Origin of the sequence: Rhizobacter sp. (genome assembly GCA_021153565.1) — a bacterium.
Classification (GTDB): Bacteria; Pseudomonadota; Gammaproteobacteria; order Burkholderiales; family Burkholderiaceae_C; genus Albitalea.
The window spans coordinates 1-12,226 of the sequence record JAJKJU010000164.1; the positions used below are offsets into that span (position 1 = coordinate 1).

General features: G+C 62.7%; 10 protein-coding genes and 1 tRNA gene. 7 read left to right on the top strand and 4 right to left on the bottom strand.

All coding sequences use genetic code 11. The features are described 5' to 3' along the window. Positions 1-681: 681 nt before the first annotated feature. The gene (locus AC30NL_RS09970; protein WP_489463846.1) at positions 682-1,467 is read left to right on the top strand and encodes a TIR domain-containing protein; all 786 of its coding nucleotides are present in this window, start codon (positions 682-684) and stop codon (positions 1,465-1,467) included. Between the two features lie 39 nt (positions 1,468-1,506). Here the strand turns inward: AC30NL_RS09970 and AC30NL_RS09975 are convergent, their stop codons facing one another. Continuing rightward, a complete protein-coding gene (locus AC30NL_RS09975; protein ID WP_489463847.1) occupies positions 1,507-2,082 on the bottom strand; it encodes a hypothetical protein in 576 nt (191 codons plus the stop codon). Positions 2,083-3,692: 1,610 nt separating this feature from the next. Between AC30NL_RS09975 and AC30NL_RS09980 the strand changes: the two genes are divergently transcribed. From AC30NL_RS09980 to AC30NL_RS09990, 3 genes are read left to right on the top strand one after another with little or no spacing between them, the layout of a single operon-like run. Further along, entirely contained in the window at positions 3,693-3,992 is a 300-nt protein-coding gene (locus AC30NL_RS09980; protein ID WP_489463848.1) for a hypothetical protein, read from the top strand. A 19-nt stretch (positions 3,993-4,011) separates the two neighbouring features. Next, on the top strand, positions 4,012-4,416 hold the full coding sequence (locus tag AC30NL_RS09985; RefSeq protein WP_489463849.1) for an Arm DNA-binding domain-containing protein: 405 nt from the start codon (positions 4,012-4,014) through the stop codon (positions 4,414-4,416). Further along, a complete protein-coding gene (locus tag AC30NL_RS09990) occupies positions 4,350-5,216 on the top strand; it encodes a tyrosine-type recombinase/integrase (protein WP_489463850.1) in 867 nt (288 codons plus the stop codon). The genes AC30NL_RS09985 and AC30NL_RS09990 overlap by 67 nt, the downstream gene beginning before the upstream one ends. A gap of 48 nt (positions 5,217-5,264) precedes the next feature. On the opposite strand, the gene AC30NL_RS09995 is transcribed toward AC30NL_RS09990, so the two are convergent. The 3 genes from AC30NL_RS09995 to AC30NL_RS10005 all read right to left on the bottom strand — a co-directional run bounded on the left by AC30NL_RS09995 (position 5,265) and on the right by AC30NL_RS10005 (position 8,512). Next, positions 5,265-5,341 (bottom strand) — tRNA-Val (locus AC30NL_RS09995). Between the two features lie 34 nt (positions 5,342-5,375). After that, complete coding sequence (locus tag AC30NL_RS10000) at positions 5,376-7,640, bottom strand: RelA/SpoT family protein (protein ID WP_489463851.1); 2,265 nt, start codon at positions 7,638-7,640, stop codon at positions 5,376-5,378. Then, the gene (locus tag AC30NL_RS10005) at positions 7,637-8,512 is read right to left on the bottom strand and encodes an alpha/beta fold hydrolase (protein WP_489463852.1); all 876 of its coding nucleotides are present in this window, start codon (positions 8,510-8,512) and stop codon (positions 7,637-7,639) included. Before AC30NL_RS10005 ends, AC30NL_RS10000 begins: the two co-directional genes overlap by 4 nt. Before the next feature lie 259 nt (positions 8,513-8,771). On the opposite strand from AC30NL_RS10005, the gene AC30NL_RS10010 reads away from it, so the two are divergent. The 3 genes from AC30NL_RS10010 (at position 8,772) to AC30NL_RS10020 (ending at position 11,946) form a co-directional block, all read left to right on the top strand. Beyond that, positions 8,772-9,542 carry a 3-hydroxybutyrate dehydrogenase gene (locus AC30NL_RS10010; protein WP_489463853.1) on the top strand — a complete coding sequence of 257 codons (771 nt, stop codon included), beginning with the start codon at positions 8,772-8,774 and terminating at the stop codon, positions 9,540-9,542. A 213-nt stretch (positions 9,543-9,755) separates the two neighbouring features. Then, a complete protein-coding gene (gene ompR / locus AC30NL_RS10015; RefSeq protein ID WP_489463854.1) occupies positions 9,756-10,490 on the top strand; it encodes an osmolarity response regulator transcription factor OmpR in 735 nt (244 codons plus the stop codon). A 124-nt stretch (positions 10,491-10,614) separates the two neighbouring features. Next, the gene (locus AC30NL_RS10020) at positions 10,615-11,946 is read left to right on the top strand and encodes a sensor histidine kinase (protein ID WP_489463855.1); all 1,332 of its coding nucleotides are present in this window, start codon (positions 10,615-10,617) and stop codon (positions 11,944-11,946) included. Positions 11,947-12,226 lie beyond the last annotated feature (280 nt).

The window sequence follows — 12,226 nt, forward strand, 5'->3', positions numbered from 1 at the left end:
GGATCTGATTCACGCCTCAGAATCGAGTGCGTGAATCTCCACCTTACGAGATAGCCGAGCGGCTTGGGTTTGCTCCGCGTAGCGGCTTCGTCCAACCCTTCAATCGAGAGGACTTGCCCCGGCAGGCCGGGTCAAGCCTCTCATCGCAAACGTTCGGCGTCAGTGGTCGTTGGGGGATCGAAACCGACGACCGTGCCGAGATTGCAGGTGACCGGCTGCATCCGAAACTCGCGAACTCGCGGTTTCGACCCTCAGCGGTCCTACGAACCGCGCGCCGCAACGCCGCAAAGCTGCCGATCAATGCTTGGGCCCGACGCTCAGGGCGAGCAGCCGCCGCCGGCGTGGTCCGGCGAAGCGGAACCTGCATCTGCGCGCGTCGACGGCCACTCCGGTGCGGGTCCGCTCGGGCGACGGGGTAGCGTCACCGCTCTTGACCTACGCAGATTGGTTGAGGAACTCCATGCCTTACTTGGCTGCGATTGCCCTCAGGTCAGAAACATCCGGCCGTGAAGGTGAGCCACTGTCCACCGCAGAGTTCGCCACTTCTGCGACGAAGACATCAAAGCTCCGACCAGGTGAACTGATGATGTACTGCCGACCCACGTCGGGGATAGGGGCCTTGGGTGCAAAAGGCGCGCACTCCTGTCGATGTGCACAATGGAGGCGGTTGGAGGACCTCACATGAACGTCGGTACCTTGATGGCCAAGCTGGCCGGCATCCGCAAGTCGCTTGATGACCTGCTGAACGAGAACGTCTCGCGCAACCGAAGTCAAGGCGAGACACGGTTGCGTGCGAACTACGAGCCTGGACTTGTCGAGCACTACTTCGAGCAGGCGAACGGGCACATCAACAAGCTGCGAGTACTACTGCCCGAGCTGTACGGTGACTTCCAGGCCACTGAAACCGAGGCCTCGGTAAAGATGGCTACGGGGCCCAATGACCCAAAGCCGAACTTCTTTGGCCGACAGCAGCTTGAAAGGCTGGTTCGGGACATCGACCAAGTCTTCGAGATTCGCGCGAACAGCGAACTACAGCAGCCGGTTCGAGAGAAGCCACAGCGGGTGTTCGTGACACACGGACGGGCGCAAGACTGGCGCGCAGTCAAAGACTACATCGAGACCGACGTGCAGCTGAGGACGGCCGAGCTGGCACAGCAACCAAACCTGGGTCGCACGGTCATTGAGAAGCTGCTCGACACGGCCGACGAGTGCGACAGCGCGGTGATCGTGATGACAGGCGACGACGTGACCGAGCAAGGTGAGGCCCGAGTTCGAGAGAACGTGATGCACGAGATCGGGTTCTTCCAAGGGCGGTACAGTCGAGATCGCGTGATCCTCTTGCACGAGGACAACGTGAACGTGCCGACGAATCTAAGCGGCGTCGTCTATTCCGCCTTTCCGAATGGCCGCGTCGAGGCTTGCTTTCACCTGCTTCAGCGTGAGCTGAAGGCGATGTACAAGCTCTGAGGTGTCGCATGGGCACCGAACGTCCGCCTCGATTACGTTCTAAGGATTCTGACGCGTCAGCAGCGTCATGAAACTCGAGGTACCGAACATACCCATTTGCACCAGGAAGCCACTTCCACCAAGAAATACGATGTGGCTCCACAACCAATGGCGAAGGGCCCGTGCGTCGTTCTCGAGCTCCTGCATCTCTCTTTTGAGCGTTTCTTGAGAAAGACGTTCTGGGTGCCGCTCATGGACCAACGCGCTTGCACGCGAAAACATTCCCTGCAACTTGGCCGCGCCAATATTCGCCGGCCCATTGCCTTCGCAGATAGCCCCGAAGCGGGGATCGGACGAAGGAGTCACTCGTTGCGCCTCAGGCAGTCGCAACAGCTTTTTCTGATCGAGCCAGGCGAGCACCTGACTCGCGTCTTTGGTGCGTTGCTGGAGCAAGCGACTCGTATTCTTGAACTCCGTTGCACTCAGAGCCGAGAACGACATGGATTCGACAATCTTTCTGACGTGCAAGGCAAAGCGCTCTGCGCGGTACAACGAGCTCTCGTCTTCGACGTCGAGAATGAGGAGGCGACCGCGAACGGTGCCCATGAGCATCTCGTAAGCAGCCACGGGATCCATGGGTGGCGCCTGCAAAGCCGCGGGACTTGCGGTACTCGGAGTGGCGTTTCGACTTGAGCGTTGATTCACTCGACAAGGATGCCATACGTCAGGGCTTGACCGCATGCGACCCACTGCAGCATCGTTCGTCAACCCCAAGGCAACGACATGCCCTCTAGTCGCGCTTCGGCGCGCTGTGCGTCCTTGGGCTGGCAAGGTGGGCGCTCCGAAAGCAGCCGCTTGCGGACGCCCGCTTGTGGCCGCGAGTGTGAGTACACGGCGGCGCCAGGAAGGTGACAGCCGTCACCGACGGCAAACGCTGCACTGCTGCTCGCTCGGCCGAGTCAAGCGAGCCGCTGATGGCGGACGGCCGGTCTCGACGACTGGCCGTTTCATGGCAGCCCAGGTGACTCCGTGCAGCGGAATTCTTCCTTTCCTCCGACCAATTCTTGGTGATAACGATGCGCGATGGAGCTGTAATCGCTGACCGCGCGACAGGCAGGCGAGATCGCGCGGAGAGTGGGAACACGATCGCTCGTGCCCCTGCACCATTCGCCGCGCTATGAGGGCCGTGGCGATGAACTGGTGGCGGAGGCCGTGGCGGCCTGGAGCGGTCGCACGCCCGATCAGAAGGTGTGAGTGAATCCGCCGTGCCGGATTCGCCCACGCTTTCTCAACGGAAGACGTTATTTCTTGCTAGGTTCCTTAGCAAATTAGCAAGTGCGGACCACGTAACAACGCGGCACTGCGCGATGCTCCGACCTTACCGCGATGTTGAGACGGCGCGAGAACACGATGAACGTTGCGGCACTGATTTGGTTTGGAGCGTGCCCACTGAACCTTCGCCGAAGTCGAAAACTATGTGAGGGACGTGCTCATGTTGATCGGCCCCTTTCACAGTGACACCGGCGTCGGCGTGCGCGGGCAGCGTGCCCGGAATCCGCGCTGCCCGGACTGGCGCAACATGAAGCCCATTTCAACGACGATCCGTTCGCAACGTACGTGCCGACCTGACCGCTTGACAGCCCCCTATTCAGGCTGACGACGTGGCCGCGCCTGCTCGCTCAAGAGAACTCGAGCTCTCTGGCCACCTGGGAGGGCTTAGTCTTGGTGATCTCATGCGATACCGCTTCCAATGGTTTGGCAGCCAATACCTGGGATGCGATCCGGACGGGGGCCTCGCTCGATAGGCGCGCGAGGCAATTCAGGAGCGGAGCAGGCTCCACGCCGGTCACTGAGGCCCACACCTTGATCTTGTCTGAGAGGCTGCAGCAGCGCGAAATCCCAGCTGCCCGGCTCCGGACAACAGGGACCACTCGCCCCTCCAACTGCATATCGGCTGCGCCATCGAGGGCGCGTTTGATGGCGGCGCGGTCGACTTCGTGGCGGTCCTCGTCCGCAACGGCCCACCGCACACGCATGTGCGCTCCGGTCAGGTTCTGCGATTGAACCGCTTCCTGGATCCGCGAGAGTTGACACATCTCTCGGGCGCGACCTCCATCCTTTAGCCAACCCCACCCCCCTCAACTGCTGGCGCGCCCGTGTCGCGCTCGGTGTCCTGTCCATCCCTCATGCACGCGACAGGATGACTCAGACACGCGCGCCCCGCTCTCAGGCCATTGGAGATCGCCATGGACCAGCTGCTGTCCTCCCAGCCACAGGAGGATTCCTCACCGCAACAAAACACTCGCCGCATTCCGAGCGGCGCTCGCTCGCCTGGTGGACCGCACGCCGTCCCGCGCCAACAGGCGGGCCGCATCACGGACGACAACATCGTGATCCGCGCACCGCTCGGGCGCTATGTGCGGCCCGCAGTCGCTGCGGCGGCCGTTGGACTGACCGTGAAAGCCATCGAGCGAAAGATCGAAGACAGCAAATGGATCGAGGGTCGGGAGTGCCGCCGAGCTCCCGACGGCCGGATCTACATATAGACATGAGAGGGTTCGAGAAATGGGTCGAGACGGAAGCGGCGTGACCACACGGGGCAACTCCATCGTCATCGCGTTCACCTACAACGGCCAAGCGTGCCGAGAGACGTTCCGTGTCAACGGCGCGAGGTTGAAAGCCACGGCGGCGAACATCAAGGCCGCGAAGGCGCTGCGCGCAAACGTGGTGCGCGACATCGAGAATGGCGTGTTCGATTACGGCACCGCCTTCCTTGATAGCTCGCGGGCGAAGGCGGCGGTGCAGCCGGCCTTGACGTTCGCCGACGTGGCCGACGCGTGGCTCATGAGCATGGGCCAGCGCGAGGCGGCCACGCGCGACCAATACCGCAACGCGATCAACCTGTGGAAGATGCTCCTCGGCGAGGCACGCCGATTGCGTCGATCAGCTACCAGCAGCTCGCCGCACTGATCGGCTCGCACCCCTGGGCGTCGGCCAAGTCGGCGAACAACAACCTGATCCCGCTGCGCGGCGTCTTCGCGTTTGAGTACACCGGCCCGCGGGCAGCGATGAACCCGATGACGGGCATCAAGAACCTCAAGGTCGTCAAGAAGCTACCGGATCCGCTGACGGCGGCCGAGCGCGACCGGATCCTGGTCGACATGTCGAAGCACTACGATGCGCGCATCGTTGCGTACTTCCGCTTCGCCTTCTTTACTGGCCTTCGCCCTGAGGAGCTGATTGCACTTCGCTTGGAGGACGTGGACGGGGCGGCGGAGATCGTGCGCGTGCAGCGTGTGCGCACCTTCAAGGGCAGCGAACGCGACGGTTCGAAGACGCATGCCGAGCGCGACGTCGAACTGGTGCCTGAGGCGCTGGCGGCGCTGAAGGCGATGAAGCCCTTCACCACCATGAAGCTTGACGGCCGGGGCGAGCCGGTCGACATCTTCGAAAACCCCGTCACGGGCCGTCCGTGGCACGACGAGCGCAGTCAGCGCGACCACTACTGGAAGCCGACGCTCAAGCGCCTGAAGATTCGCACCCGGCGCTGTTATGCCACGCGCCACACCTATGCAACCGTCGCGCTGATGGGCGGGGTCAACCCGGCCTACATCGCCGCGCAGATGGGGCATGCGACGGCCAAGACGACGTTCGACAAGTACGCTCGGTGGATCAACGGCGCAGACGCCGGCTCCACTCGGTCCCGCCTGACTGCAGCCCTCGGCGGAATCGCACAACAATCGCACGGACCGATAGCGGCTCAGAAGTGAAAAAACCCGCAAACCCAGCACTGATGCGGGTTTGCGGGTTTCCGGTGTTGGTAGGCGCGATTGGACTCGAACCAACGACCCCCACCATGTCAAGGTGGTGCTCTAACCAGCTGAGCTACGCGCCTGCGAAGCCTTAGAGTGTAGCAGTAAATTCCAGCGCTACTTTCTGCGTGCCGACCGGACACCTGAAACTCCGGCCACCCCACCGAGCACTCGTGCCATGCGGGCTGCGTCGACCACCTCGATAGTGAATGTCATCCACGCTGTTCCTCCTTGTGCGCCGCGAAGCGTCTGCGTTTTCACACCGGTCACGTTCATCTTCTCTTTTGCGAACACCTCAGAGATGTCGCGCAACAGGCCTTGACGGTCTGCGGCCTCAACGATGACGTCCACCGGATAGAGGGCAGCCTTGCCGGCGCGCGGCACGCCCCACTCCACAGCGACGACGCGTTCGGGCGTTCGGTTCGCCATCTCGCGGAAGTTGCTGCAATCTTTGCGATGAATAGCCACACCGCGGCCACGAGTGACGTAGCCGCCGATTGGGTCAGGCGGTGCCGGCCGGCAGCAGCGCGACAGCGTCGTGAGCAGCGACTCCACGCCCACCACCAGCACGCCGCCTTTGGGCGATTCCCCTTCCGGCCGCGAGCGCTTGAGCGCGATGACCTCGTCGGGCGTGAGCACCGGCTCGGCAGGACGAAGCAAGGTCTCGATGTTGCGCAACGAGTATTCGTCCTTGCCGACAACCTCGAACAAGGCTTCGGCGTTCTTGAAGCCGAGCTGAGACGCGAGGTCGTCGAGCTTGATGGCCGTCTTTCCCTCGCGCTGCAGAAGCTTCTCGACCGCTTCACGCCCACGTGCGATGGTGTCGGCCAATGCAAGCGCATTGAACCAACCGCGCACCTTCGCCTTCGAGCGCTGACTCTTCAGGAAACCCAGTTCCGCATTCAACCAATCGAGCGACGGCCCGCCCTCTTTCAAGGCAGTCACTTCCACCGTCTGTCCGCTTTGCAGCGGCGTGTTCAGCGGCACCATTGCGCCGTCGATCTTCGCACCACGGCATCGATGACCGAGGTCGGTGTGCACTGCGTAGGCGAAGTCGATGGGGGTCGCACCCGTCGGCAGTTCGACGATCGCCGCATCGGGCGTAAAGACGTAGATGCGGTCGTCGAACACCGCCTCTCCAGCGGCCTTCGCAGGTTCGCCCTTCTCGATGAACTCGCGTTCCCACGCCAGCAGTTGCCGCAGCACTGACTTGCGCGCCTCGGCCACCTGTGCATCGAAGTCGGTTCCGGCGGAGACTCCGGCATAGCCTTTTACGCCAGCCTCCTTGTAGGCCCAGTGTGCGGCCACGCCGTGCTCTGCATGTTCATGCATGGCCCGCGTCCTGATCTGCACTTCGACTGCGCGCCCGTCCTCGTCGAGAACGATTGTGTGCAAGGACTGGTATCCATTGGGCTTGGGCTTCGCAATGTAGTCGTCGAACTCGCCCGGCAGCGGTTGATAGAGCTCATGCACGCGGCTCAAGGTCGCATAACACTCCGGCACATCGGACACGATCACGCGCATTGCACGCACGTCGAATACGCGCGCAAAGTCGAGCCCCTTGCCTTGCATCTTCTTCCAGATGCTGTAGAGATGCTTGGGCCGGCCTTGCACTTCCGCGTCAATGCCGTGCGCATGCAACTGTTCTGCGAGACGCTGTCGAAACGACTCGACCCGATGCTCGCGCTCGATGCGCTTTTCATCGAGCAGCTTGGCGACTGTCTTGTACTGCTCGGGCTGCAAGAAGCGGAACGACAGGTCTTCAAGTTCCCACTTGATCTGCCAAATGCCCAGTCGGTTCGCGAGCGGCGCGAAAACCTGCATCGATTCCTCAGCCAGCACCTGCGGACACGGCCGCTTGGAGGCCGCGAAGTAGCGCAAGGTCTGCAGCCGCGACGCAAGCCGCAACAGCACCACACGCAGGTCGCGGGAGAACGCGAGCAGCATCTTGCGCACACGCTCGGTCTGGAGCGCACGCTGGTCTGCGCCTACCTTGGCCTCTCGCGCCGCGCGCTGAATCTGCACCAGCTTGCGCGTGTGGGCGACGAGGCTCGCATTCGATGCGCCGAAGGCCTTGGCGACCACCTCCTCGGGCCTTTGCAGAAAGTCGCCGGCGTAGACGAGATAGGCTGCTGCGCGCATGGACGGCGCGGCGCCAATGCCTTGAAGAATGGCCACGACACCCTCGGCGTGGGCGAGTGCGTCTTCTCCCGTGCCCAGCAACTGCCCGGCCAACAGCGGTTCGGCAAACACACGGGCGCGAACAAGTTGCGCCGCTTCGCCGGCCGAGTGCTCGTCGACCAGTTGGACGATGGGCGCAGCGCTGCCCTGGGCAGCCGAGGAATCAGCCTCGGCGGGCGAACCCAGCAAACTGGTCCTCATGGAGAGCGCAGAAACTCCCGCACGACGGCCACCTGTTCGGGCACGACCAGCATCGGGGCATGGCCGACGTCGGTGAACTCGTGCAGATGGGCTTTCGGCCCCCGCCGGGTCATGGCCAACGCGGTCTCCTTGGTCAGCAGGTCGGAGTCGGCGCCACGAAGCAGCAGCGTGGGGCAGCGTACGGCCTCGTAGGCTTTCCAGAGCGCGGCTTCACCGGCGACAGCCATCTCGGCCGTCATGGCCTTGAAGGGCACGGCAATGTTCGGATCGTAGTGCGGCTTGAATCCATCACCGTCGGGCTTGAGCATTGGCCGGGTCAGGGCCAGCCATTGTTCGCGCGTGTGCTTGCCGAAGCCGGCCGAGATGCTGAGCATGTAGTCCGCGGCTGCTTCGACCGACGGCCAGTGCATGGGCAGGCCAAGGTAAGTGCCGATGCGCGCGATCGCTGCCGCCTGAATTGTCGGGCCGACGTCGTTGAGCACGAGCCGTGTGACCGGAGTCTGATGTAACGAGGCCACGCCGAGCCCAATCAAGCCGCCCATGCTGGGGCCGACCCAATGCACCGTTTCAGCGTTCAGGCGCGCCAGCAAGGTGACCATGTCTGCCACGTAAGCAGGCAACTGATAGCCCCACGGATCGGCCAGCCAGTCCGACTGCCCGCGGCCGGCCACGTCGGGCGCCACCACGCGGTACTCATCCGACAGCGCTGCCGCCAGGGTGTCGAAATCACGCCCCTGCCGGGACAGGCCGTGGACGCAAACCACCACCTTGGGGTTGGCGACGTCGCCCCATTCCCAGTACGCCATGCGATGAAGGCCGCGACTGTCAAGGCATTGCACATGATGCAGACGGGGCTCTTGCTTGTCGTTCATTGTTTTGCCTCTTCGATAATGCACTGTACCAACCCGCGCTAGTGTCGCGTTAAGTCACAAGTGTCGGCTGCTCGCGCCGCTGTCGGAGCGCAGTGCAAGGCGCGCCGACGAGTCATAGCCGTCGCTATGGCGAGGAGGCACAACGCCGCAATGCGCTTCGAGAGCAAGCGAGCAGCAGGCATTTGTGGCTTAACACGACACTAGGGACACCACGGCGTAACGTTGGAACGACGCGGCAATCTTCTTGAAAGGACCCTCCATGCTCAAAGCAAAAACGGCACTCGTCACTGGTTCCACCAGCGGAATCGGTCTGGGCATCGCGCTCAGCCTCGCCCGACAGGGCACGAACATCGTGCTCAATGGCTTCGGTGACGTCGAGGGGCCGAAGGCCCAGATTGCCGCACTGGGGGTGAAGGTCGGCTACTACGGCGCCGACATGAGCCAGCCCACCGAGATCGCGCAGATGATGGCCTATATCGATGCCGAATTCGGCGGCACCGACATCCTCGTCAACAACGCGGGCATCCAGCACGTGGCGCGAGTGGAAGAGTTTCCCATCGAGAAGTGGGACTCGATCATTGCCATCAACCTCAGCTCGGCATTCCACACGACGCGACTCGCCATTCCGGGAATGCGGGCCAAGAACTGGGGGCGCGTGATCAATATCGCGTCGACGCACGGGCTTGTCGCGTCGGCTCAGAAGTCAGCCTATGTGGCGGCCAAGCACGGCATCGTTGGCTTTACCAAGGCGGTGGCACTCGAAAACGCGACCTCGGGCGTGACAGTCAACGCGATCTGTCCCGGATGGGTGCTCACTCCCTTGGTTCAAAAGCAGATCGATGATCGAGCCGCCAAGGAAGATATTTCGGTTGAGAAGGCGAAGATCGATCTGCTGGGAGAAAAGCAACCGTCCTTGCAATTCGTGACGCCGGAACAGCTGGGTGAACTCGCAGTGTTCCTGTGCTCGCCGGCGGCCGACAACGTTCGTGGCGCGGCTTGGAACGTGGACGGCGGGTGGACAGCGCAATAGCTGCCACTTCGTCATCTCCCTTCTTGAACGGACACCGCTACCGTTGATAGGACGACCCAACCAGCAGCGCAGGTTTTTTCGAACGGATACATGTCAAGTTGTTTCGTCCATCAAGCCTGTGAACGCAAGATTTGTAAGAGAGGGTCAGAACAGGGGTTTGGACGTCCCAAACCTGCGCAAAATGCCTCTGTTACAAATTCGGAGTCCAAAAACATGACCACCGCACCCACCGCCCGCGCCGACCGAGTCGTCGTAGTTGACGACGACGCGCGGATCCGCGACCTGCTGCGGCGCTACCTGACCCAAGAAGGGTTCGAAGTCCTGCTGGCGGAAGACGCCAAGGCGCTCAATCGAGTTCTCACCCGCGAGACGGTCGACCTGATCGTGCTCGATCTCATGCTGCCCGGCGAAGATGGCCTGTCCATTTGTCGTCGCCTGCGGGCCGCCAACGACGTGACACCGATCATCATGCTCACCGCCAAGGTAGAAGACGTGGACCGCATCGTGGGCCTGGAAGTCGGCGCCGACGACTACCTGCCCAAGCCCTTCAACCCGCGCGAACTGCTGGCCCGCATCCATGCAGTGCTGCGCCGCCGTCCTTCGCTGGAGGCCCCTGGAGCGCCGGCCAAAGAAGCTTTGACCGTCACCTTCGGGCCGTTTGAATTCGACCTGGCCCTGCGCCGGCTCTCGAAGGAAGGCGAGCAGATCGCGCTCACAACCGGTGAGTTCTCGATGCTGAAGGCCCTGGTGCGCCACCCGCGCCAGCCGCTGTCGCGAGACAAGCTCGCCCAACTGGCGCGAGGCCGCGAATTCGAGCCCTTTGACCGCAGCCTGGACGTGCAGATCTCGCGCCTTCGCAAGATGATCGAACCCGATCCGGCGCAACCGCGCTACATCCAGACGGTGTGGGGTGTCGGCTACGTCTTCGTGCCGGACGGTGCGGCCTGATCCCTTGCTTAAGCCAAACTTGGGTTAAGACCCGGCCCCCATCTGTGGGGCCGTTTCCTTTTTATTGCCAATGCAAGCTCTGCTAGATTCGCGCAGCATCAACTCCCCTCCCTCTCTCCCCTCAATGGCCAAGAAACACGTCGCGCTCAGTCTCTTCTGGCGCACCTTCTTTCTGCTGGCCATCCTCCTCGCAGGCGGAGTGTTCGCGTGGACGCAGACCTTCCGCGCGATGGAATTCGAACCGCGTGCGGTCCAGGCGGCGCAGCAGATCGCCGCGCTCGTGAGTCTGTCTCGTGCCGCCTTGCGCAACACCGATGGCATCAACCGCGTAGCGCTCATCAAGAGCATGCAGAGTCAGGAGTCAATGCGGCTTCAGCCGCGCGAACCCGGGGACAAGTGGGAGCCGTACGAGGTCGATCGCTTCACACGTGCGATCGGGCAGGAGCTTCGCTCGCGCCTCGGTTCGGACACCTTGGTGGCAAGCGAAGTCAACGGTTCACCCGGGCTATGGGTGGGCTTTTCCTTCGACGACAAGGACCCGTATTGGCTGCAAGCCGACCCGACGCGCATGGTGCCGATCAGTTGGACGACCTTGATCGTGTGGGCCGGCGTGGCGCTGGTGGCGACGGTGCTTGGCTCGGTCGCGATTGCGCGGCTCATCAATCAGCCTTTGCGCGACCTGTCGTTCGCGGCGAGTCGCATCCGTGAGGGCGAGTTCGATTCGAGGCTCGACGAGAACACGCTCACGAGCGAGATTCGACAGGTCAACATGGGTTTCAACCGAATGGCACGCGAGCTTGCCAAGATCGAAGAAGACCGCGCGGTGATGCTCGCCGGCATTTCGCACGACCTGCGCACACCGTTGGCTCGCTTGCGGCTCGAAGCCGAGATGAGCGTCGAAGACGACGAGGCCAAGCGCAACATGGCGCTCGACATCGACCAGCTCGACGCGATCATCGACAAGTTCATGGATTACGCGCGGCCGGGCGAGGTCAAGCTGATACCGGTGCATCTGTCGAGCCTCGTGGACCGTGAGATGGCGGCCTTCCGCGATCCGAGCCAGATTCGCATCACGTCGCGCGTAGCGATCGACACGAAAGTGATGGCAGACGAGACCGAGCTGGGTCGAGTACTTCAGAACCTGTTCGAGAACGCACGGCGGTATGGGCGCACGACCGACACCGGAATTGCCCGAGTGACGGTGAGTTATGCGCGGACCGGGCCCTGGGTAATCCTGAGCGTTCGCGACCACGGCCCTGGGGTGGATCCGAAGAAGCTCGGACAGTTGACGACACCGTTCTTCCGAGGCGACGCGGCGCGCACGGCTGCCACTGGGGCGGGGTTGGGGCTGGCGATTGTGGAGAAGGCAGTGCAGCGGATGGGTGGCACCTTCGAGATTGCGAATGCGGCGGAGGGAGGGCTGGTGGCGCACATCCGGTTGAAGAAGGCGCCCTGATCAGCGCCTCGTCGTGGGAGTGCCCTGTCGGCTTGGCCGCTGGGGAGGGGTGATGTGGCCTCGGCTTTTCGCGTCGACCGGACCGCGCTGCGCGCGCCCTCACCCCAGCCCTCTCCCAGAGGGCTGGACCTTTACGTACGCTGGACACGCGGAAGATGGCCGTTGGAGCAAATTTTTCACCTACGAGGTTTGAAGAAGGCGGGGTTGACGCATGACAAGTTCATGTTTGCTCAGAGGCCCAGGCCCCTCACCCCAGCCCTCTCCCCGAAGGGGCGAGGGA